Origin of the sequence: Pantoea sp. 1B4 (assembly GCF_016925765.1) — a bacterium.
In the GTDB taxonomy this organism is placed as follows: Bacteria; Pseudomonadota; Gammaproteobacteria; order Enterobacterales; family Enterobacteriaceae; genus Pantoea; species Pantoea agglomerans.
Genome location: NZ_JAEUWZ010000001.1, coordinates 3,914,025 through 3,936,077, shown reverse-complemented (window position 1 = coordinate 3,936,077; position 22,053 = coordinate 3,914,025). Strand labels below are relative to the sequence as shown.

The 22,053-nt window shown below is 56.4% G+C and carries 14 protein-coding genes, 4 tRNA genes and 4 pseudogenes; 18 read left to right on the top strand and 4 right to left on the bottom strand.

Going from position 1 to position 22,053, the window contains the following annotated elements:
• Positions 1-8: 8 nt before the first annotated feature.
• The 10 genes and pseudogenes from rffC (at position 9) to JNO11_RS18840 (ending at position 6,866) form a co-directional block, all read left to right on the top strand.
• Complete coding sequence (rffC, locus tag JNO11_RS18885) at positions 9-716, top strand: dTDP-4-amino-4,6-dideoxy-D-galactose acyltransferase (protein WP_325177588.1); 708 nt, start codon at positions 9-11, stop codon at positions 714-716.
• Positions 703-1,834 (top strand): annotated as a pseudogene (rffA, locus tag JNO11_RS18880) (dTDP-4-amino-4,6-dideoxygalactose transaminase). The gene rffC and the pseudogene rffA overlap by 14 nt, the downstream one beginning before the upstream one ends.
• A complete protein-coding gene (gene wzxE, locus JNO11_RS18875) occupies positions 1,834-3,084 on the top strand; it encodes a lipid III flippase WzxE (protein WP_325177587.1) in 1,251 nt (416 codons plus the stop codon). Before rffA ends, wzxE begins: the two are co-directional and overlap by 1 nt.
• A pseudogene (locus JNO11_RS18870) lies at positions 3,081-4,136 on the top strand (TDP-N-acetylfucosamine:lipid II N-acetylfucosaminyltransferase); the annotation flags it as partial. The gene wzxE and the pseudogene JNO11_RS18870, both read left to right, overlap by 4 nt.
• Positions 4,137-4,145: 9 nt before the next feature.
• A pseudogene (gene wzyE, locus JNO11_RS18865) lies at positions 4,146-5,490 on the top strand (ECA oligosaccharide polymerase).
• A gap of 25 nt (positions 5,491-5,515) precedes the next feature.
• A pseudogene (wecG, locus tag JNO11_RS18860) lies at positions 5,516-6,257 on the top strand (lipopolysaccharide N-acetylmannosaminouronosyltransferase).
• A gap of 158 nt (positions 6,258-6,415) precedes the next feature.
• A tRNA-Arg gene (locus JNO11_RS18855) sits at positions 6,416-6,492 on the top strand.
• Between the two features lie 98 nt (positions 6,493-6,590).
• Positions 6,591-6,666, top strand: a tRNA-His gene (locus JNO11_RS18850).
• A gap of 16 nt (positions 6,667-6,682) precedes the next feature.
• Positions 6,683-6,769: transfer RNA gene (locus JNO11_RS18845), tRNA-Leu, on the top strand.
• A gap of 20 nt (positions 6,770-6,789) precedes the next feature.
• Positions 6,790-6,866, top strand: a tRNA-Pro gene (locus JNO11_RS18840).
• A 1,112-nt stretch (positions 6,867-7,978) separates the two neighbouring features.
• On the opposite strand, the gene hemY is transcribed toward JNO11_RS18840, so the two are convergent.
• Genes hemY through hemC form a run of 4 tightly spaced genes read right to left on the bottom strand, consistent with a single transcriptional unit; the run spans position 7,979 to position 12,004 of the window.
• Positions 7,979-9,175, bottom strand: coding sequence for a protoheme IX biogenesis protein HemY (hemY, locus tag JNO11_RS18835; RefSeq protein WP_325177586.1), 1,197 nt, complete (start codon positions 9,173-9,175; stop codon positions 7,979-7,981).
• Positions 9,176-9,177: 2 nt separating this feature from the next.
• Positions 9,178-10,284 (bottom strand): uroporphyrinogen-III C-methyltransferase, encoded by a 1,107-nt coding sequence (gene hemX / locus JNO11_RS18830; protein ID WP_325177585.1) that lies wholly within the window; start codon positions 10,282-10,284, stop codon positions 9,178-9,180.
• A gap of 53 nt (positions 10,285-10,337) precedes the next feature.
• Positions 10,338-11,066, bottom strand: a complete 729-nt coding sequence (gene hemD / locus JNO11_RS18825; RefSeq protein WP_010671672.1) for a uroporphyrinogen-III synthase — start codon at positions 11,064-11,066, stop codon at positions 10,338-10,340.
• A complete protein-coding gene (gene hemC, locus JNO11_RS18820) occupies positions 11,063-12,004 on the bottom strand; it encodes a hydroxymethylbilane synthase (protein ID WP_050680561.1) in 942 nt (313 codons plus the stop codon). The genes hemD and hemC overlap by 4 nt, the downstream gene beginning before the upstream one ends.
• 315 nt (positions 12,005-12,319) lie before the next feature.
• On the opposite strand from hemC, the gene JNO11_RS18815 reads away from it, so the two are divergent.
• The 8 genes from JNO11_RS18815 (at position 12,320) to corA (ending at position 21,968) form a co-directional block, all read left to right on the top strand.
• On the top strand, positions 12,320-14,878 hold the full coding sequence (locus JNO11_RS18815; protein WP_010257330.1) for a class I adenylate cyclase: 2,559 nt from the start codon (positions 12,320-12,322) through the stop codon (positions 14,876-14,878).
• A gap of 147 nt (positions 14,879-15,025) precedes the next feature.
• Positions 15,026-15,226: a lipoprotein gene (locus JNO11_RS18810; RefSeq protein WP_010257328.1), complete on the top strand. Its 201-nt coding sequence runs from the start codon at positions 15,026-15,028 to the stop codon at positions 15,224-15,226.
• A 28-nt stretch (positions 15,227-15,254) separates the two neighbouring features.
• The gene (gene dapF, locus JNO11_RS18805; protein ID WP_031292612.1) at positions 15,255-16,079 is read left to right on the top strand and encodes a diaminopimelate epimerase; all 825 of its coding nucleotides are present in this window, start codon (positions 15,255-15,257) and stop codon (positions 16,077-16,079) included.
• On the top strand, positions 16,076-16,780 hold the full coding sequence (locus JNO11_RS18800; RefSeq protein ID WP_010257324.1) for a DUF484 domain-containing protein: 705 nt from the start codon (positions 16,076-16,078) through the stop codon (positions 16,778-16,780). The genes dapF and JNO11_RS18800 overlap by 4 nt, the downstream gene beginning before the upstream one ends.
• Positions 16,777-17,682, top strand: coding sequence for a tyrosine recombinase XerC (xerC, locus tag JNO11_RS18795; RefSeq protein ID WP_010671674.1), 906 nt, complete (start codon positions 16,777-16,779; stop codon positions 17,680-17,682). The genes JNO11_RS18800 and xerC overlap by 4 nt, the downstream gene beginning before the upstream one ends.
• Positions 17,679-18,395 (top strand): 5-amino-6-(5-phospho-D-ribitylamino)uracil phosphatase YigB, encoded by a 717-nt coding sequence (gene yigB / locus JNO11_RS18790; protein WP_250489623.1) that lies wholly within the window; start codon positions 17,679-17,681, stop codon positions 18,393-18,395. The genes xerC and yigB overlap by 4 nt, the downstream gene beginning before the upstream one ends.
• A gap of 155 nt (positions 18,396-18,550) precedes the next feature.
• Positions 18,551-20,713: a DNA helicase II gene (uvrD, locus tag JNO11_RS18785; protein WP_010257313.1), complete on the top strand. Its 2,163-nt coding sequence runs from the start codon at positions 18,551-18,553 to the stop codon at positions 20,711-20,713.
• Between the two features lie 301 nt (positions 20,714-21,014).
• Complete coding sequence (gene corA, locus JNO11_RS18780; protein WP_003854370.1) at positions 21,015-21,968, top strand: magnesium/cobalt transporter CorA; 954 nt, start codon at positions 21,015-21,017, stop codon at positions 21,966-21,968.
• Positions 21,969-22,053: the final 85 nt, after the last annotated feature.

The following is a 22,053-nucleotide window of genomic DNA, read 5'->3' as shown; positions in this document are numbered from 1 at the left end:
TTTATTACATGCCCGTCCACGTCAATATTAATCCCCTTAGCTGGGAGAGCGCATTCTTCGGTGTTGATACCGTGCGGCTGGAGCCGCAAGGTGACATTCCGCTGGAACAGGCGCTGCGTCATCCCTGTGCGCTGATGCAGATAAAAGTCGCTGCCAGCGAGACGGCGCTGATTGATACGCTGCAGCAGCACCAGTTCCGGCTGGCAGAAGGCGAGGCAGATCTGACGCTGGCGGTGAAACAGACTGAACGGCAGGCGGGAATTCGCATCGCGCGCGAAGCCCAGATTCCGCTACTGCGCGATGCTGCCTCACAGCTCTTCAGCCAGAGTCGTTTTCGCGCGCCCTGGTATGCGCCGGACGCCAGCGGACGCTTCTATGCGCAGTGGATTGAAAATGCGGTACGCGGGGCGTTTGACGATCAGTGTCTGGTGGCAAGCGATGCCGCGGGTCAGCTGCAGGGATTTGTTTCGCTGCGCGCGGTGGATGGCTATGCCCGCATTGGCCTGCTGGGCGTACTGCCCGACGCGCAGGGCCAGGGGCTGGGTCAACGACTGATGCTGGCGGCGGCAGACTGGGCGCGGGTACGACAGCTGGCTCAGCTTCGGGTTGCTACCCAGCTCAGCAATCTCACGGCGATGCGCCTCTATTTACGCAGCGGTGCCCGGCTCGACAGCACCGCGTACTGGTTTTACAGGAAAGGTCATGATTCCATTTAATGCGCCCCCCGATTGTGGGCACAGAAATTGAGTATATGCAGTCGGCGATGAACAGCGGCAAGCTGTGCGGCGATGGTGGATTTACCCGTCGCTGTCAGCAGTGGATGGAGCAGCGGTTTGGCAGCAAAAAAGTGCTGCTGACCCCCTCCTGTACCGCTTCGCTGGAGATGGCGGCGCTGTTAATCGATCTGCAGCCCGGCGATGAAGTGATTATGCCGAGCTACACCTTTGTCTCTACCGCCAACGCCTTTGTGCTGCGCGGCGCCCGCATTGTGTTTGTCGATGTGCGCCCGGACACCATGAACATTGATGAAACGCTGATCGAAGCGGCCATCACTGAAAAAACCCGCGCCATTGTGCCGGTCCATTACGCAGGCGTGGCCTGTGAAATGGACACCATTATGGCGCTGGCGGCAAAGCATAAGCTGTTTGTGATTGAAGATGCGGCGCAGGGCGTGATGTCACGCTACAAAGGTCGTGCGCTCGGCACCATCGGTCATATTGGCTGCTTCAGTTTCCACGAAACCAAGAACTACACCGCCGGCGGCGAAGGTGGCGCGACGCTCATTAACGACGCCAGCCTGGTCGAGCGCGCCGAGATCGTGCGGGAAAAAGGCACCAACCGCAGCCAGTTCTTCCGGGGTCAGGTCGATAAATACACGTGGCGCGATATGGGATCGAGCTATCTGATGGCCGATCTGCAGGCAGCCTATCTCTGGGCGCAGCTGGAAGCCGCTGAAGGTATCAACCAGCAGCGGTTACGCATCTGGCAGCGTTATTACGATGCGCTGCAGCCGCTGGCGGCTCAGGGACGCATCAGTCTGCCGGTGATGCCCGCCAGCTGTGAACACAATGCGCACATGTTCTACATCAAACTGCGCGATCAGGACGATCGTCAGGCGCTGATAAACTGGATGAAAGAAGCCGAGATACTGACGGTGTTTCACTATATTCCGCTGCACAGTTCGCCCGCCGGTGAGCGGTTCTCGCAGTTTGTCGGCGACGATCGCTTTACCACGCGGGAAAGTGAACGCTTGCTGCGTCTGCCGCTGTTTTATAACCTGTCGGATAATAATCAGAGCACGGTTATCAGCTCACTGCTGAGCTTCTTTTCCTGATGTCATTAGCCAGAGCCTCAGTGTGGACCGCATCGTCCACGCTGGTAAAAATTGTGGCCGGCCTGCTGGTCGTCAAACTGCTGGCGGTCAGCTTCGGACCCGAGGGTGTCGGCCAGGCGGGGAACTTCCGTCAGTTGATCACCGTGCTGGGCGTGCTGGCGGGCGCAGGCATCTTTAATGGCGTTACCACCTATGTGGCGCAGTATCAGCAGCAGCCCGAACAGTTGCGGGCGATGGTGGGCACGGCATCAACCATGGTGCTGGGCTTTTCCGGTGTGCTGGCGCTGCTGTTTCTGCTGGCGGCGGCACCCATCAGTATCGCGCTGTTTGGTCACGACCGCTATCAGGGCGTCATCCGCGTGGTGGCCTTTCTTCAGCTCGGCATCGCCTGGGCCAACTTTACCCTGGCGCTGCTGAAGGGCTATCGCGACGCGCTCGGTAATGCGCTGGCGCTGATTCTCGGCAGCCTGATTGGTGTAGCGGGCTATCTGCTCTGCTGGTGGCTGGGCGGCTATCAGGGCGCGCTGACGGGGCTGGCGCTGGTGCCGGCTTTGCTGCTGCTGCCTGCACTCCTGATGCTGAAACGCCGTGCGCCGCTGCCGCTTAGCTGGCTGCGACCGCAATGGCATCCTGAGCTGGCCCGTAATCTGGCAAAATATACGCTGATGGCGCTGATCACCGCCGTGACCCTGCCGGTCGCCTGGGTGTTGATGCGTAATCTGCTGGCGGAGCAGCAGGGCTGGGCACAGGTCGGATTATGGCAGGGCGTCACCAGCATTTCCGATGCCTATCTGCAATTTATTACCGCGACGTTTAGCGTCTGGCTGCTGCCGACGCTGGCGCGGCTGGATAACAAACGCGACATCGCGCGCGAGATTGGCCGTGCACTGCGCTTTGTCCTGCCCGCCGTGGCGGTTGCCAGCCTGGGTGTCTGGGTACTGCGCGATTTCGCCATCAGCCTGCTGTTCTCTGAAGCGTTTCGCGGGATGCGCGATCTCTTTGTCTGGCAGCTGTGCGGCGATGTTTTTAAGGTCGGCGCCTATGTTTTCGGATATCTGGTTATCGCCAAAGCCTCGCTGCGCTTTTATGTTCTGACTGAGATCAGCCAGTTCCTGTTGCTGACCCTGTTTTCACGCTGGTTGATCCCGTTACATGGCGCGACGGGTGCGGCGCAGGCCTATATGTTTACCTATATGGCTTACTTTGCCCTGTGTTGTGGCGCTTTTATTGTTTACTGCCGGAAAAAATGACTTTAATTCACGTTTTGGGATCGGACATTCCCCACCACAATCTTACGGTGCTGCGCTTTTTCAACGACGTACTCAGCGTTGAGCAGCCTGCGGCTGCGCCACGCCATTTTATGGTGGTGACGCAGCAGCCCGAGAGCCTGGCGCCGTTCAGTGCGTTGCAGATCGAGTGCTTTACCAGCAAGAAAGCGCTGGCGCAGGCGGTACTGCAGCGCGCCAGAAATCGTCAGCAGCGTTTTTTCTGCCACGGACAGTTTAACCCGTGGATCTGGCTGGCGTTACTCAGCGGTAAGCTGCGTCGTTCACAGCTGTTCTGGCACATCTGGGGCGCCGATCTTTATGAAGATTCGCGCAGCCTGAAGTTCCGTCTGTTCTATCTGGTCCGCCGGATAGCGCAGGGGCGGGTTGCACAGGTTTTTGCCACCCGGGGCGACCTGCATCACTATCAGCAGCGCCATCGGCGCGTACCCGGTTCACTGCTCTATTTTCCCACCAGAATGCCCGCCGCAGCCGTTGAATCTGTCCCGTCGGAGCCTTTTACGCTGTTGCTGGGCAACTCGGGCGATCCGAGTAACCGGCATATCGAAGGTTTAAAAGCGATTCACGCGCAGTTTGGCGAGCAGGTGCGTATCGAGGTCCCTTTGGGCTATCCGCCAGGTAATGAGGCTTATATCAGCCAGATTCAGGCCGCTGCCGATCCGCTGTTCCCAAACGGTCAGGTGAATCTGATGCGTGAAAACCTGGCGTTTGATGATTACTTAGCCCTGCTGGCGCGCTGCCATGTCGGCTATTTTATGTTTGAACGTCAGCAAGGGGTGGGAACACTCTGCCTGCTGATTCAGGCCAATGTGCCGTTTGTCCTGACCCGCAAAAATCCATTCTGGCGTGATGTGGCAGAGCAGCAGCTTCCGGTATTGTTCAGCGAAGATACGCTGTCGCCTGCGGTGATCGCCGAGGCACGTCGTCAGCTGATGAGCTGTGATAAACAGGCTATCGCCTTTTTTGCGCCGGGTTATCTGGCGGGCTGGCGGGCCGCGTTACAGCTCAGCGAAGGGGGAGTTGTCATGAGTCTTATGCAGTTTGGCGGCCTGCTGGTGGTCTATTTGCTGTCGCTGGTTTTTATTCTGACCCTGACCTGGCGGGAGTTTAAGCGCGTCCGTTTTAACTTTCATCTGTTCTTCACGCTGCTGTTCTTACTGACCTTTTACTTCGGCTTCCCGCTGACCTCCGTGCTGGTGTTTCGCTTTAATGTCGAAGTGGTGCCGGTTGAGAACCTGCTGGAGGCGCTGCTGTCGGCCACGGCGTTTTACGCCATTTATTACGTCAGCTATAAAGTGCGACTGAAACCCGCCAGCGCGTCTCCGGCGAAGCCCTGGCTGCAGATGAATCGCGTCGAAACCCATCTGACCTGCGTGATACTGGCGCTGGTGGCGCTGGGTACCGTGACGGTGTTCTTCATTCATAACGGTTTTCTGCTGTTCCGCCTGACCGCCTATAACCAGATTTTCTCCAGTGAAGTGTCGGGTGTAGCGCTTAAGCGCTTCTTCTATTTCTTTATTCCGGCGATGCTGATCCCCTACTTTTTTGAGCCCGACGCGCCGCAACTGGCTGCTGTTCCTGGTGGTGACCGTTGCCTTTGGTTTACTGACCTACGCGCTGGTGGGCGGTACCCGAGCCAATATCATTATTGCGTTTGCCCTGTTCCTGTTTATCGGGATTACCCGTGGCTGGATCACTTTGTGGATGCTGGCAACGGCGGGCGTGCTGGCGATTGCAGGAATGTTCTGGCTGGCACTGCGCCGCTATAACCTCGACGTTATGGGCGATGAAGCGTTTTATACTTTCCTCTATCTGACGCGTGATACCTTCTCGCCGTGGGAGAATCTCGCCTTGCTGCTGGATAACTACGCCAGAATTGAGTTTCAGGGGCTGGCACCGCTGTGGCGTGATTTCTACGTTTTCATTCCGACCTGGCTCTGGCCGGATCGGCCGCTGGCAGTGTTAAACAGTGCTAACTACTTCACCTGGGAAGTGCTGAACAACCATTCTGGCCTGGCGATTTCACCCACGCTGATAGGGTCGCTGGTGGTGATGGGCGGCGTCTGGGCGATTCCGATCGGTGCGGTCGCGGTAGGGATGATTATAAAAGCCTTTGATGCAATCTATCAGCGTGGCTGTCTTGAGACCAACCGTTACACCGGCGCCATCCTGCAAAGCTTCTGTTTTGGCGCGGTCTTTAACATGATCGTGCTGGCACGCGAAGGCCTTGATGCGTTCGGTTCACGCGTGGTGTTTTTCTGCATCATTTTTGCTGCCTGTCTGGGCATGGCTAAATTACTTTTCTGGTTACTGGATCGCGCAGGTTTGATTCGCGACCGCAGCAGGCGGGTGTTGCACAGCCCGCTCTGAGTAGCCTCTGGGATTGACGGAAGATATGACAAAGTTAACTGAGACGCCGCAGTACCGGATTCGCGGCGTTGAGTTGTATGGCTTCGAAAACATGCCGTCGGCGGTGAATTTTCTGATGCCGCCGCACAGCGTACGCAGCGGTATTTTAGTGGCGATTAATGCGGAGAAGATCCTGACCGCTGAGCGGGATGAGGGATTACGTACGCTGTTAGCGCAGGCGGAATATGCATACGCCGATGGCATCAGCATTGTGCGCTCGATTCGTAAAAAAGTATCCACACGCGTCGGTGCAGCGCATTGCGGGTGCTGATTTATGGGAAGCGCTGATGGAACGCGCCGGGCGGGAAGGGACACCTGTATTTCTTATCGGCGGTCGTCAGCAGGTGCTGGATGAAACCTGCGATAAGCTACGTCGTCAGTGGAATGTGAATATTGTCGGGGCGCAGGATGGCTATTTTGCGCCAGCCGATCAGGATGCGCTGTTTGCCCGGATTGCGGCCAGCGGCGCGAAGCTGGTGACTGTAGCGCTGGGGTCGCCCCGTCAGGAGCTATTGATGCTGGCGTGCCGTGCGCACTGGCCTGATGCGCTCTATATGGGCGTGGGTGGAACGTACGATGTTTTCACCGGCCATGTGAAGCGAGCGCCTGAGATCTGGCAGCGGCTGGGGCTGGAGTGGCTCTATCGTCTGATTCGGCAGCCTGGCCGCCTGCGCCGGCAATTAAAACTGCTTAAATATTTGCGCTATCACTGGCGTGGCGATCTCTGATATTGCTGATAAATGCCGCATTTTTACGCGTTGTGAGAGAGGAAATGCACTATTTGTCGACAAAATGCACAAAGCGTAATCAAACACGTCTTTTTATTTAAAAAGCACTAGACACGATGGGCGCTTATCTCTAGTATGCACATCCGCAACGGCGCTACGCGCCCGTAGCTCAGCTGGATAGAGCGCTGCCCTCCGGAGGCAGAGGTCTCAGGTTCGAATCCTGTCGGGCGCGCCATATCGTTTGTGCGCATGAGCTTCGGTGGTTGATTTACCGCGGTTGGCAGTAGAGATTTAAATGCTGCAGGTTTTTAACTTGTGACATTAAGTATTGTGGTGGCTATAGCTCAGTTGGTAGAGCCCTGGATTGTGATTCCAGTTGTCGTGGGTTCGAGTCCCATTAGCCACCCCAGATTTTGCTGGGAAACGCGAAGGTGGCGGAATTGGTAGACGCGCTAGCTTCAGGTGTTAGTGTCTTAACGGACGTGAGGGTTCAAGTCCCTCTCTTCGCACCAGGCAAAACAGTTAAAAAAATCGGCGAGTAGCGCAGCTTGGTAGCGCAACTGGTTTGGGACCAGTGGGTCGGAGGTTCGAATCCTCTCTCGCCGACCATTTTAGAAACCTGTCTGAAAAGACAGGTTTTTTTTTCGTCTGCAGAAAAGAGGATGAGAATTTCTGCGGGAGATTTGGGTAGGGTGCAGAGGGGCAGCGTAGCTGTAAATCCGAGCCTGCGAAGGAAATACGGTCAGATCGGAAAGGCGCTAATGCCATCCATGGCCGCTCGGCCCGCGCCGTCCCTGGCGCGGGACGCTTTCCTCCTCTGACCGTATTCCCTGCGCGTTGAGCTTATGCATTGCGGCCAGATTGACTCTGGCTTGGGCTATCAGCCGTCTTAAGCGCTAATGTAAGTACCTGATGCGTGTGCCAGACGTGAAGCGAAGGGAGCATACGCCTGTGGTCAGAGCATCGCGCCGCCCGGATAAAAACGCCGGGAGCGTTTATGAACAACGCAAAGCGTTGGCCCGGCTACGGGCGCACCTCAGGGATGAGGTGCGTAATCGCCCGCGCTGAGCCCGCCAGGGATGGCGTCTTTTGCGTCTTTGCGAAAGGCGTATGCTCCCTGAAGCCCGCACAGCGGTGAGAGCGGGCAGCGTGTGAGCTTATCCGTTGCAACCAGAGTTACTATGCTTTGATTCCGTTCGCAATATAAGCAGGAGCAACAGCGTCGTGAATTGCCGACAAATAAGTCATTGTTATTGTTGAGTTCACAGAGAGATTGACCTTGCTGTCTCCATTCAGAGACAGAGAAAATGCCAGCTGTCGCTGGATACCGACATTTCCCGACAGGCCTGTTGAATGAAGCTTTGAGCTAATTCTTTAACATGCTGATTTATAGTGATTTTAAAAATAATCATAAACCTGGCACGGCTTGTGCAATACTTCTGCTGTAGATGCTCATTCCACCTCTTATGTCTGCTGATGCTACATAAACCTGGGAATGATGCAGAGCCAATTTTAGGTACCTGTTGTCTGCCTGCCTGTATCGCGAAAGCCTTACAGGGTTAACAGACACCACGTTGAGTCAGGTACCTCCCGGTTGTCTTACCGACCTGATCTTACACCTGCCACTGGCAGGTGTTTTTTTTGCCTGCGAAAGCGTGCTGGCAGATTGCGGGCACAAAAAAAGCCGGGCAAGCCCGGCTTTATCAGGTATGAAAAGAGGATCAGGCGTTGGGATTGTTCTTCAGTGTGAGCAACAACCCTTCACGACGCATCTTCGCCGCTTCTTCCGGGCGACGCAGACGATCATAAGCATCCGCCAGCCATGCATAATCAAACGCGTCAGGACGCTGTGCCAGCGCCTGCTGCAGTGCCTCAGCAGCCTGCTGCCATTCCCCATGACGCATCAGCAACTGCCCCAGCGTACTGTGCAGCAGCGGTGTTGCGCCGTGTTGTTTGATTTGCTGGCGCAATACTTTCTCCAGCGCTTCCGGATTACCACTTTTGATGCGAGGCATCAGCAGCACCAGACGATCGTCATAATGACGCTTGAGGCCCTCCAGCACGATCGATTGCGCGGTGTCGTGATCGTTGCATTCAATCAAATGATCCGCCATGGCCACCTGCAGCGTCGTTTCCTGACGGGTTTTGCGGCTCAGATTGTTCCACCAGCGCTTCAGCCCATCGCTGCCCTGGTCGGCCATCGCCTGATTCATCAGACCCAGCCAGGCCTGCTGCTGTAACGCATCGCGATGCAGCTCATCGCCAACCTGCGCCTTCTGCATGGCGGGCAGAATATCCAGCAATGCACTCCAGGCACCAGTACGGACATACGCCTGTTCGGCCAGGCGCAGCACTTCAGGATGACGCGGTGCCACTTCCAGCAGACGGTCAATGCTATGACGCGCAGCATGATCTTCATTACGTGCCAGCTGAATACGTGCGCGGGCAATTTCTACCGGAATGGTGTTGCTCTGCGACAGCTCTGCAGCACGTTCAAGATGCTGATTGGCACGGATTTCATCACCACGCTGTTGCGCAGCTTCTGCTGCCAGCAGGTAGTTCGCCACCGGCACATCAGCGTGATCGGCATCTTTAGAAAGCAGTTTTTCTACCTGACGGTGATCGCCTTCTGCCAGCTTCATCAGCGCCGACTGAGTATGACGCTGGGCGCGACGGCGTTTACGTCCGGTAAACCAGCCACGGGTACGCGCGCCGGTGTGCAGCACGCGGCGCAGCAGCCATTCCACGGCCAGAATCACCAGCAGGCTGAGGATGAGGATAATGACCAGGCCGGTGACGCTGGTTTCGATGTTCCAGTTATCGGTCTGAATCAGCACGTAACCCTGATGACCGGCAATCATCGGTCCCAGCACCACGCCAGCAATCAGCAGGATAAAGAGGATAAATACCTTAAGCATGCTTAGCCTCCCTGCTGATTAGCAGCGGCAGAAGGTTGCGCTAACAGGTTCCGGACGCGGGTCTGCATCAGCTGTTCCAGCAACGGCTGACTTTCCAGGTTATCCGGCAGGTCCATATTGATGTTCTGCTGGCTCAGCTCATCCAGCTGGGCAAGGAAGGCTTTGGTAGCGGCATCATTGGTGTCGTACCAGGCGCGAACCCACGCGGACACGGTGTCGATAGATTGTTTATAAATCTCATCCTGATGACGCGGTACCGCCTGAGCAGCAATCAGCAGACGCGAGCGGATATTCTCACGCAGGTAAACATCCTGATTAGGTGCCAGCAGCGGCTGGGCGGTGTTATCGCGGCGGCGGATGGTAATAAAATCATCCATAAAGTTATGCCAGCTTTTCACCAGATTCTGACGCCATTCGCGCACGGAACCTGACAGTTCACCGCCATCGCTGTCCATCGGCGCATCATCGCTGTCATTATCGGCCAGACGCAGATTATCAACGTTGTTCGACAACTGGTTCAGTTTGAGGATCACGCCGTCATAATCGACCTGCGTAACCGAAGAGAGGTTACTGATATCCTGGGTCAGCGCACGACGCACATTCATGACGCTGGGATCGTTCATGTCGGCCAGGCTGGCATCGGCGCTTTTCAGCAGTGCAGCGGCGGTGGTGACATCCTGGTCGCTCCAGAGTTTGCGGCCAGCCAGTTTCACCAGATAGTCCGCCTGTGCCAGCAACCAGCTGCGCACGTCGTTGCCAGAAATCACGGCCACTTTTTCACGCAGGGTTTCCAGCTCTTTTGCTGACGCGTTCTGCTGTGTCTGGGCTGTCTGCAACGCGGTTTCGGCGCCGCTCAGTTGCTGAGTCAGCTGCTGTTTGTCGCTGCTGGCCTGCTGTTGCAACGCGCTTAATTGTTCGCTCAGCTTCTGATTGGTTTGTGCCTGTAAATCAGCCTGATGTTTCCCGTTAAGGTATAAACCCGCACCAATCGCCAGCGCAATGACAATCGCAACTGCACCCAGCACCATGCCACCATTTTTCGCATTACGCGGTGGTGTGCTGTTGCTGGAAGGAGAGCGGTCGACCGCTGGGGTGGTTTCTTCAACCATGGCGGAGGAGTCTTTTTTGTTCCGTCATATGTGGCACATCCCATTGTTAAAGTTCAGCGTAACGCGCGCAGCAGCGCATCGTTATCGGCACCATCGGCTACCTGAATATCCTGCCAACCCAATCCTGCGGCCAGGGTAGCCAAACGTTCACTGACGACAACCAGTCGGCAGTTGAGCAGCCATTCCTCGCGATCAACTGCGGGGAACAGCGAAAAAAGCTGTTGTAACATTTCACCGCTGGTCACCACCAGCACGGAGACACCGCGATCGCGCCAGCGGCGTCCTTCAACGGGTCCATCATAATACTTCTGGCAGCGCTGATAACAGGCTGCAAACGACACCTCAGCACCTCGCCGGGTTAACGTCTGAGCCAGCAACTCGCGTCCGGGATCGCCACGCAGGATCAGCGCACGTTTACCGGCAACCTGCTGAAGAGTATTCAGCTGGATCAATTCTTCACTGGTTTCATGCGCATGAGGCCAGGTCACCTGCTGTCCGCTGGCGGTATGAAACGCCAGGGCGGTGCTGCGACCAATTGCATAATAGTCCAGCTCAGCGGGCCATGCTGTGACGGTGTGTTGTGCGTAATGTATAACCTGCTGAGAAAGGATAAAAACCAGGTCGCCAGGGCGAAGTGCGGCGAGCTTTTGTGGCAGAGAGGTGAGATCAGCGCCCGGCGCAAATTCGATCAGCGGCAGGCTCCACGCCTGTTTGCCAAGGGCATGCAGGCGTGACACCAGCTCTGCCGCTGCGGGTTCCGGGCGCGTCACCAGAATGGTCATGCCGGCGGCTGCCCCTGGTAAACTTCCTGCAGGATTTCACGCGCGCCGCCATTGAGCAGTTCATCGGCCAGTGAAATGCCCATCTGTTCAGCCTGAGCGCGGGGACCCCGGCGTTCGCCGCTGACCATGACCCGGCCATCCGGTGCGCCGACCATGCCGCGCAGCCAGAGGTCATCGCCTTCCAGCACCGCGAAACTGCCGATTGGCACCTGGCAGCCACCCTCTAAACGGGTATTCATGGCGCGCTCCGCTCGGACACAGACTTCGGTATCATCGTGATTCAGCGCCTGCAACAGGCTGATTAAGGTGGTGTCGTCCAGACGGCATTCAATGCCGACCGCACCCTGACCCACGGCGGGCAGGGAAACTTCGGCAGGCATCGCCTGACGAATGCGATCTTCCAGTCCCAGGCGTTTCAGCCCGGCGACAGCAAGAATAATCGCGTCATACTCTCCGGCATCAAGCTTGCCGAGGCGGGTGCCGACATTGCCTCGCAGCGAGCGGATCACCAGGTCCGGACGGCGCGCACTAATCTGGCACTGACGGCGCAGGCTGGACGTGCCGACAATGGCACCCTGTGGCAGCGCGTCGATGGAGTCATAATGATGAGAAACGAACGCATCGCGCGGATCGTCGCGCTCGCAGATGGTTACCAGGCCCAGACCTTCCGGGAAATTGACCGGCACATCCTTCATCGAGTGCACCGCCATATCGGCACGGCCATCCTGCATCGCCAGCTCAAGCTCTTTGACAAATAGCCCTTTGCCACCCACTTTTGCCAGCGGCGTATCAAGGATGATGTCACCTTTCGTGACCATAGGCACCAGCTCAACGCGCAGTCCCGGATGGGCACTCATGAGTCGTTGCTGTACATAATGTGCCTGCCATAATGCGAGCGGGCTTTGTCTTGTAGCAATTCTGAAAATTTTGTCTAACATGCTGTTAACCATTTTTATCGTTCACTGAATATCCTATCATCTCTGGGTGAAGACTGTCAGTTTCAACGGATTGAAAACGGCCTGCGTGCGGTTTCAGGCCGGTTTATTAAGCCATAACGTGGGAACCAGAGCTGAAAAGGCGGGAAGCTGGTAAGAACGTGCTAAACTGTCAGGTAGCGCAACTTTCTTTACGGTCAATCTGCAGGGTGTTAGATTGATCACGTTTCCAGCAATTATCTGCCCACTTTTTTACTTTATAAGCGGCAGAGTGTGGAAACAGGGTGCTTAAACACTGGGACAATCAGGCGAAACGTCTTGTACCTCTACATTGAGACACTGAAACAGAGACTGGATGCAATCAACCAGCTGCGCGTTGATCGTGCGCTGGCTGCTATGGGACCCGCTTTTCAGCGCGTCTACAGTCTGCTGCCAACCTTATTACATTATCAACATCCGCAGATGCCAGGTTACCTTGAAGGTAGCGTTCCACATGGCATCAGCTTCTTCACGCCTGATGAAAATCAGCGTCAGCTGCTGGCCGATCTCACCGGCGACAGCGATCTGCGTCATGCCGATGCGCCGAAAGGCGAAATGCCGATCACGGCGATCTATTCTATGGGCAGCACCTCATCTGTCGGCCAGAACAGCGTCTCGGATCTCGATATCTGGGTCTGCCATCAATCCTGGCTTGATAATGAAGAGCGTCTGAATCTGCAGCGCAAATGTACGCTGCTGCAGAAGTGGTGCGTTTCAATGGGCGTAGAGGTGAGTTTCTTTCTGATTGATGAGAACCGCTTCCGCCACAACGAAAGCGGCAGTCTGGGCGGTGAAGATTGCGGTTCAACACAACACATTTTACTGCTGGATGAGTTTTACCGTACCGCGGTTCGTATGGCGGGTAAACGCATCCTGTGGAATATGGTGCCGGGCGAAGAAGAGCACAATTACGACGACTACGTAATGTCGCTCTACGCCAAAGGCGTGCTGACCCCTAATGAGTGGCTCGATCTTGGCGGCCTCGGCACGCTGTCGGCGGAAGAGTATTTCGGCGCCAGCCTGTGGCAGCTTTATAAAAGCATCGACTCCCCGTATAAAGCCGTACTGAAAACGCTGCTGCTGGAAGCCTACAGCTGGGAATACCCGAATACGCAGCTACTGGCGATGGATATCAAACAGCGCCTGCATGACGGTGAAATCATCTGCTTCGGGCTTGATCCTTACTGCATGATGCTGGAGCGCGTTACGCACTATCTGACCAGCGTTGACGATCAGCCGCGTCTTGACCTGGTGCGTCGCTGTTTCTACCTCAAAGTGTGTGAAAAGCTCAGCACCGAAGATCATCAGCACCGCACCGGCTGGCGTCGCGAAATTTTATCGCAGCTGGTCAAAGAGTGGGGCTGGAACGAAGAGAAGATTGCCATTCTGGATAATCGCGCTGAGTGGAAAATCGAGCGGGTGCGCGAAGCCCATAATGAATTGCTGGATGCGATGATGCAGAGTTATCGCAATCTGATCCGCTTTGCCCGTCGCAATAACTTAAGCGTCAGCGCCAGCCCGCAGGATATCGGTGTGTTGACCCGTAAACTGTATGCTGCGTTTGAAGCGCTGCCGGGCAAAGTGACGCTGGTGAATCCGCAGATTTCGCCCGATCTCTCCGAACCCAATCTGACCTTTATTCATGTGCCGCCTGGCCGCGCCAACCGTTCCGGCTGGTATCTCTATAACCAGGCGCCGGACATGGATTCGATTATCAGCCATCAGCCGCTGGAATATAACCGTTACCTGAACAAGCTGGTGGCGTGGGCGTGGTTCAATGGACTGCTGACCCGTAAAACCCGGCTGCATATTAAAGGCAATGAGGTTTGCGATCTGGCGCGTCTGCAGGAGCTGGTTAACGATGTTTCCAGCCACTTCCCGCTGCGTCTGCCCTCGCCGACGCCAAAAGCGCTCTATAGTCCATGCGAAATCCGGCACCTTGCGATTATTGTTAACCTTGAACACGATCCGACGGCGGCCTTCCGCAATCAGGTGGTGCACTTCGACTTCCGTAAGCTGGATGTCTTTAGTTTTGGTCAGCAGCAGCAGTGCCTGATTGGCAGCATCGATCTGCTCTATCGCAACTCCTGGAATGAGGTGCGTACGCTGCACTTCAGCGGCGAACAGGCGATGATCGAAGGGCTGAAAACCATCCTCGGTAAGATGCATCAGGATGCTGCACCGCCCGATACGGTGGAAGTGTTCTGCTACAGCCAGCATCTGCGCGGTCTGATTCGGACGCGGGTACAGCAACTGGTCTCAGAATGCATTGAGTTGCGCCTCTCCAGCACACGTCAGGAGCCGGGTCGCTTTAAAGCGCTGCGTATGGCGGGCGAGACCTGGGGCCTGTTCTTTGAACGCATGAGCGTTTCGGTGCAGAAGCTGGAAAACGCGGTTGAGTTTTATGGCGCGATCTCCAACAACAAGCTGCACGGACTGTCGATCAAAGTCGAAACGAATCAGACGCCGCTGCCACCGGTGGTCAATGGGTATGCCAGCGAAGGCATTATTCAGTTCTTCTTTGAAAACACCACCGATGAGCGCGGCTTCAATATCTACATCCTTGATGAGACCAATCGGGTTGAGGTTTATCATCACTGTGAAGGCAGTAAAGAGGAGCTGGTGCGCGATGTCAGCCGGTTCTACTCCTCATCGCACGATCGCTTTACCTATGGTTCAAGCTTTATCAACTTCAACCTGCCGCAGTTCTACCAGATTGTGAACACCGGTGAGCGATTCCAGGTGATTCCGTTCCGTAGCCAGACGCTGACGCAGCTGTGTACCTCGCAGCCTGACAACGACAACAGCGACTATCAGCCACGCTATCAGGTGCACTGATGCTGACGGGCTGCCTGCGCTCTGCAGGTGGCCGCTATCTTCCCGGCTTGTCACCCGCTTCACGCTATTTGCGGGCATTTCCTGTTGCTTTTCCACCTTCAACTGCGATGATAAGCATCCAGGTAAAGGACATGAAGAGCATAAAGAATGAAGAAAGTAATAAGCCTGTTGGCCATGACACTGGCAGTAATCAGCCTTGCAGGTTGTGGTCTGAAAGGACCGCTCTACTTCCCGCCAAAGGATCAGCCGAAGAAACAACAAGCCCCAACCGACCGCCAGAAAGCGGATGCCTCTAAAGCCGATGTCGGCGGGCTGGTTACCGGCAATTCAGGCGTAAAAGCGAACTAATCTGATGGCATATCCGGCGGAGCAAAAAATGCAGTTCTCCAAAATGCACGGTCTCGGCAACGATTTTATGGTTGTGGATGCGGTGACACAAAACGTCTTCTTTTCGCCGGAATTGATCCGCCGGCTGGCCGATCGTCATCTGGGGATCGGTTTTGATCAACTGCTGATTGTTGAACCGCCTTACGATCCCGATCTCGATTTTCACTATCGCATTTTCAACGCCGACGGCAGTGAAGTCGCACAGTGCGGCAACGGTGCGCGCTGCTTTGCCCGCTTTGTTCAGCTGAAAGGGCTGACCAACAAAAGTGACATCCGGGTCAGTACGCAGAATGGCCGCATGGTGTTGACCGTCACGCCTGACGACCAGGTGCGCGTGAACATGGGCGAGCCAAACTTTGAGCCTCAGCAGGTGCCGTTCCGCGCCAACAAGGCCGAAAATCTCTATCTGCTGCGCGTGGCCGAACAGACGGTGATGCTGGGTGCGGTGTCGATGGGCAACCCGCACTGCGTTATCCAGGTTGAAAGTGTCAAAACCGCGCAGGTTGAACTGCTGGGTCCGATTCTGGAGAGTCATGAACGCTTCCCGGATCGCGTCAATGTTGGTTTTATGGAGATCATCAATCCCGAACATATCCGCCTGCGCGTCTACGAACGCGGAGCGGGTGAAACGCAGGCGTGCGGCAGCGGCGCCTGTGCTGCCGTTGCATGTGGCATTCAGCAGGGCATTCTGGCAGCCAAAGTGCGTGTCGACCTGCCTGGCGGAACGCTGCACATCACCTGGAAAGGCGCCGGTCAGCCGCTCTATATGACCGGGCCTGCGACACACGTCTACGATGGGTTTATTCATCTATGAAAAATATCGAAGAGCAGGCTGACAGTTCGGTTCTGCTGGACGATCAGGCCGTCAGTGATTATCTGCGGCAGAATCCCGATTTCTTTATCCGCAATGCCCGTGCAGTTGAACAGATGGCCGTGCCGCATCCGGTGCGTGGCAGCGTCTCTCTGGTCGAATGGCATATGGCGCGGCAACGCAACCATATTCAGCGGCTGGAAGAAGAGATCACGCTGCTGATGGAGCAGGCCAGCGCTAACCACGAACTGTTTGATCGTCTGCTGTCGCTGGAGAGCCATCTGGCCGCGGCTGACTCGCTGCAGGATATGCTCAACCGTCTGCATCGCTGGGCGCGTGAGCTGGGCCTGGCGGGTGCCAATGTGCGGCTGTTCAGTGATAAATGGCTGCTGGGCGCGCCCTCCGATTTCTTTCAGCTGAGCCTCTCGCGTCAGGCGTTTGAACCGCTGCGTATTCAGCGCTTCGGTAACCAGCATCACTATCTTGGCAACATTAATGGGCCGGAACTGCTGCTGCTGTTGCCGCAGGCCAAAGCGATCGGGTCGGTTGCCATGTCGCTAATGGGTGAGGAGGGCGATCTCGGCGTGCTGGTGTTCAGCAGTCGTGACAGCCAGCACTATCAATCGGGCATGGGGACACTGCTGTTGCAGCATCTGTCGCAGATGATGCCTGATCTGCTCTCCCGCTGGGTTGAACGCGCATGAGTAGCGCGCTGCAGGAGGCCGTCGACGGATTTCTGCGCTACCTGAAAGTGGAGCGCCAGCTCAGTCCGTTAACCCAGAGCAGCTATGCGCGCCAGCTTGCCGCGCTGGTGGCGATTGCTGATGAGATGAAGCTCAGCAGCTGGGCGCAACTGGAACCGGCGCAGGTGCGCAGCATGGCGGCGCGCAGCCGTCGCGCCGGACTGGCCGCCAGCAGCCTCGCGTTGCGGCTCTCCGCCCTGCGCAGTTTTCTCGACTGGCAGGTGAGCCAGGGTTTGCTTTCCGCCAACCCGGCCAAAGGGGTGATGACGCCGCGTAAAGCGCGCCATCTGCCTAAAAACATTGATGTTGATGAAGTAAATCAGCTGCTGGAGATCGACCTTAGCGATCCGCTGGCGGTGCGCGACCGGGCGATGCTGGAAGTGATGTATGGCGGCGGTTTGCGTCTCTCTGAACTGGTGAATATGGATTGTCGCCACGTCGATCTCGATTCAGGCGAAGTGTGGGTAGTCGGTAAGGGCAGCAAAGAGCGCCGGATACCGATTGGTCGCACGGCGGTCGCCTGGATCCAGCACTGGCTGCCGCTGCGTGAAACCTTTGGCGGCCAGGATGATGCGCTATTTCTTTCGACGCGCGGCAACCGCATCTCGCCACGCAACGTGCAGAAACGCTTTGCCGAATGGGGCATCAGACAGGGCGTGGCCAGCCATATCCATCCGCATAAGCTACGACACTCATTTGCCACGCATCTGCTGGAATCCAGCGGTGACCTGCGCGCCGTGCAGGAGTTGCTGGGTCATGCAAACCTGTCGACGACCCAGATCTACACCCATCTCGATTTCCAGCATCTGGCTTCGGTGTATGACGCTGCGCATCCCCGCGCCAAACGAGGAAAGAACGAATGAAGTTTTATCGTCCGCTGTCGGCCATAAAAGCCATGACCTTCGACCTTGATGACACACTCTACGATAACTACCCGGTCATCCGTCGTACCACCCTGGAGTCCCATGCCGCGTTGCAGGCTTTTCATCCGGCGCTGCGTGACTTCACGCCGCAGGATTATCAGCAGTTGCGCGATGAGCTGCTGCAGCGCGAACCTGATATCTATCATGATGTTTCGGAGTGGCGACGCCGTTCGGTTGAGCTGGCGATGCTGAATATCGGCCTCTCTGCTGCTGAAGCCACCGCGGGCGCGGCAGAAGTGATGGCGGTCTTCCATCAGTGGCGGAGTCAGGTCGAGATGCCGGATGAGACGCACCAGACGCTGAAAGCCCTGGCGGAGAAAATCCCGCTGGTGGCGGTCACCAACGGCAACGCCTGCCCGGAGAAAATGGGCATTGCAGAATACTTCTGCTTCACGCTGCGGGCCGGGCCAGACGGGCGCGCCAAGCCGTGGCAGGATATGTATCAGCTTGCCGCGCAACGCCTTGATATCGCGCCACACCATATTCTGCACGTGGGTGATGACCTGACCACCGACGTGGCGGGCTCACTGCGCTGCGGGCTGCAGGCCTGCTGGATTAACCTGCGGCAGGGCAACCTGATGCATATCCCGGATGCGCGCCTGTTGCCGCATGTCGAAATTTCGCGGTTGGCATCACTCACCTCACTGCTATAATGGCTGTAAATTTATCCAGTCGTCTTCTCTTTTCTGTTTTGCCGCCGTCCCTTATCCGGCGTCTGTGGCGCCGCCTGACTGGCAGCGATAATGCCTTACGGCAGGCGGAATAATCAGTGTGACGACGGCGTTTTTTTCTTTGGTAATCGGTGCTTATGGACGTTTCTGAACTGCTCGATGGTTTGAATGACAATCAGCGCGCTGCCGTTGCGGCACCGCGCAGTAACCTGCTGGTGCTGGCAGGCGCGGGCAGTGGTAAAACGCGGGTGCTGGTGCATCGCATTGCCTGGCTGATGTCGGTGGAGAACTGCTCACCCTATTCGATTATGGCGGTGACCTTTACCAACAAAGCGGCAGCGGAGATGCGTCACCGTATCGAGCATCTGATCGGCACCAGTCAGGGCGGAATGTGGATCGGAACCTTCCACGGTCTGGCGCACCGCTTACTGCGCGCCCACCATCTTGACGCCGGTCTGCCACAGGATTTTCAGATCCTCGACAGCGAAGATCAGCTACGTCTGCTCAAGCGCCTGATCAAATCAATGAACCTTGATGACAAACAGTGGCCTGCGCGTCAGGGCATGTGGTACATCAATGGCAAAAAAGATGAAGGCCTGCGACCAAAGCATATCGAAAGCTACGGCAATCCGATTGAGCAGACCTGGCTGCGCATCTATCAGGCCTATCAGGAAGCCTGTGATCGCGCCGGTTTAGTCGACTTTGCCGAGCTGTTGCTGCGCGCCCATGAATTATGGCTCAACAAGCCACACATTCTTAATCACTACCGCGAACGCTTTACCAACGTGCTGGTGGATGAGTTCCAGGATACCAACAACATTCAGTATGCCTGGATTCGGATGCTGGCGGGCGACAGCGGCCGGGTGATCATCGTGGGCGATGATGACCAGTCGATCTACGGCTGGCGCGGCGCACAGGTCGAGAATATTCAGCGCTTTCTGCAGGATTTCCCCGGCGCGGAAACGATCCGTCTGGAGCAGAACTATCGCTCAACCAATAACATCCTGAAAGCCGCCAACGCCCTGATCGCTAACAACAATGGTCGCCTGGGGAAAGAGCTCTGGACCGAAGGCAGTGATGGCGAACCGATCTCGATCTACTGCGCCTTTAATGAGCTGGATGAAGCGCGCTTCGTGGTCAACCGTATTAAGGTCTGGATGGAGAACGGCGGCGCGCTCAACGACTGCGCCATTCTCTATCGCAGCAACGCCCAGTCGCGTGTGCTGGAAGAGGCGCTGCTGCAAAGCAGCATGCCGTACCGTATTTATGGCGGCATGCGCTTCTTCGAACGTCAGGAGATCAAAGATGCGCTCTCCTATCTGCGTCTGATGGCGAACCGCAATGACGACGCGGCATTTGAACGCGTGGTGAATACCCCGACGCGCGGCGTGGGCGATCGCACGCTCGACGTGGTGCGTCAGACGGCCCGTGAACGTCAGATGACGCTGTGGCAGGCAACGCGTGAACTGCTGCAAAGCCGTGCGCTGGCTGGCCGGGCCGCGTCTGCGCTGCAACGCTTCTGTGAACTGGTTGATTCGCTGGCAACCGAAACCGCTGAGTTACCGCTGCATGTTCAGACCGACCGGGTCATCAAAGACTCTGGCCTGTGGCTGATGTATGAGCAGGAAAAAGGTGAGAAGGGTCAGGCGCGTATCGAAAACCTTGAGGAGCTGGTGACCGCTACGCGGCAGTTCAGCTATCAGGATGAAGATGAAGATCTGATGCCGTTGCAGGCTTTTTTATCCCACGCCGCGCTGGAAGCGGGCGAAGGCCAGGCAGACAAATGGCAGGATGCAGTTCAGCTGATGACGCTCCACTCGGCAAAAGGGCTGGAGTTCAGCCAGGTGTTTATCGTCGGCATGGAAGAGGGCATGTTCCCGAGCCAGATGTCACTGGATGAAGGTGGCCGGCTGGAGGAGGAGCGTCGTCTGGCTTATGTCGGCGTGACCCGTGCGATGCTGAAACTGACGCTGACCTACGCCGAAACCCGCCGACTCTATGGTAAGGAAGTGTATCACCGCCCGTCCCGTTTTATCGGCGAACTGCCCGAAGCGTGCATAGAAGAAGTGCGTCTGCGCGCCAGCGTCAGCCGTCCGGTAAACCATCAGCGGATGGGTGCCCCGGTGACCAAAAATGACAGTGGATTCGCGCTGGGTCAGCGTGTTCATCACGCAAAATTTGGCGAAGGCACCATCATTAATCTGGAAGGCAGCGGCGAGCATAGCCGTCTTCAGGTGGCGTTTCAGGGGCAGGGAATCAAGTGGCTGGTGGCGGCTTACGCGAAGCTTGAAACGCTTTAGCGTGCGGTTGACGGCTTTTTCGTCTCAGCGTAACATGCGCCCACTATTATCATGAGAGGACAATGCCTTGGACACGCCCAGTCGATGCTGGCTCAATGACCTGGATTCCAGGAATAACATCTAAGGCTACCTCTTTACGCGGGTAGCCTTAGCGGTTATCAGCGACCTCCCTTTTTTGATTCCGTCGCGAGTCAGCACTGATTTATCTCTGAAACTCTGTTTCCGTGTTCAGGCTGCCCGTTCCATGTTGAGGAACGGCGGACTGCCTTGTCCCATTTAGTCTGCAATGGGGAGTATTGCTATGCTGAGCGCATTTAAACTGGATCACAGCCGCCTGACGCGACTGGAGCTGGAAGACGAAAACGACAAACTGACGACCTCTGTCTGGGTCGATCTGATCGAGCCGGAAGAGGGCGAACGTGATCGCGTGCAATCTGAGCTGGGCCAGAGTCTGGCAACACGGCCTGAGCTGGAAGATATCGAGGCCTCGGCACGCTTCTTCGAAGATGAAGATGGTCTGCATATCCACTCCTTCTTCTTCTATGAAGATGCTGACGATCACGCCGGTAACTCCACCGTGGCGTTCACCATCCGTGAAGGCCGTCTCTACACGCTGCGCGAACGTGAGCTGCCTGCGTTCCGTCTCTATCGCATGCGCGCCCGTAATCAGACCCTGATCGACGGCAATGCCTTTGAGCTGCTGCTCGACCTGTTTGAAACCAAAATCGAGCAGCTGGCGGACGAAATCGAGAACATCTACAGCGCACTGGAGAAACTCAGCCGGGTGATCATGGAAGGTCAGCAGGGCGAAGAGTACGATCAGGCGCTGTCGCGATTAGCGGAACTGGAAGATATCGGCTGGAAGGTGCGTCTCTGTCTGATGGATACCCAGCGCGCTCTGAACTTCCTGGTACGCAAAGCACGTTTGCCGGGCAATCAGCTGGAGCAGGCGCGTGAAATTCTGCGCGATATCGAATCGCTGCTGCCGCATAACGAATCACTGTTTCAGAAGGTCAACTTCCTGATGCAGGCGGCGATGGGTTTCATCAACATCGAGCAGAACCGCATCATCAAGATCTTCTCGGTGGTCTCCGTGGTGTTTCTGCCGCCGACGCTGGTGGCCTCCAGCTATGGGATGAACTTTGAGTTTATGCCGGAACTGAAGTGGAGCTTCGGTTATCCGGCGGCGATCGGCCTGATGATTCTGGCCGGACTGGCGCCTTATCTCTATTTCAAACGTAAAAACTGGCTTTAAAATAAGAACGGGCCATCTGAGATGGCCCGTTCTGCTGGCTCCTGTCCCCATTTCTGCGTAATCTTACCCTCCTGTTTTTACAAAT

Excerpts from the sequence above, each read along its gene's own strand:
- corA (WP_003854370.1), top strand. The coding sequence starts at position 21,015 with ATGCTGAGCGCATTTAAACTGGATCACAGCCGCCTGACGCGACTGGAG.
- wzxE (WP_325177587.1), top strand. The coding sequence starts at position 1,834 with ATGTCATTAGCCAGAGCCTCAGTGTGGACCGCATCGTCCACGCTGGTA.
- hemD (WP_010671672.1), bottom strand. The coding sequence starts at position 11,066 with ATGACCATTCTGGTGACGCGCCCGGAACCCGCAGCGGCAGAGCTGGTG.
- yigB (WP_250489623.1), top strand. The coding sequence starts at position 17,679 with ATGAAGTTTTATCGTCCGCTGTCGGCCATAAAAGCCATGACCTTCGAC.
- dapF (WP_031292612.1), top strand. The coding sequence starts at position 15,255 with ATGCAGTTCTCCAAAATGCACGGTCTCGGCAACGATTTTATGGTTGTG.
- JNO11_RS18800 (WP_010257324.1), top strand. The coding sequence starts at position 16,076 with ATGAAAAATATCGAAGAGCAGGCTGACAGTTCGGTTCTGCTGGACGAT.
- hemX (WP_325177585.1), bottom strand. The coding sequence starts at position 10,284 with ATGGTTGAAGAAACCACCCCAGCGGTCGACCGCTCTCCTTCCAGCAAC.
- hemY (WP_325177586.1), bottom strand. The coding sequence starts at position 9,175 with ATGCTTAAGGTATTTATCCTCTTTATCCTGCTGATTGCTGGCGTGGTG.
- uvrD (WP_010257313.1), top strand. The coding sequence starts at position 18,551 with ATGGACGTTTCTGAACTGCTCGATGGTTTGAATGACAATCAGCGCGCT.
- hemC (WP_050680561.1), bottom strand. The coding sequence starts at position 12,004 with ATGTTAGACAAAATTTTCAGAATTGCTACAAGACAAAGCCCGCTCGCA.
- xerC (WP_010671674.1), top strand. The coding sequence starts at position 16,777 with ATGAGTAGCGCGCTGCAGGAGGCCGTCGACGGATTTCTGCGCTACCTG.
- JNO11_RS18810 (WP_010257328.1), top strand. The coding sequence starts at position 15,026 with ATGAAGAAAGTAATAAGCCTGTTGGCCATGACACTGGCAGTAATCAGC.
- rffC (WP_325177588.1), top strand. The coding sequence starts at position 9 with ATGCCCGTCCACGTCAATATTAATCCCCTTAGCTGGGAGAGCGCATTC.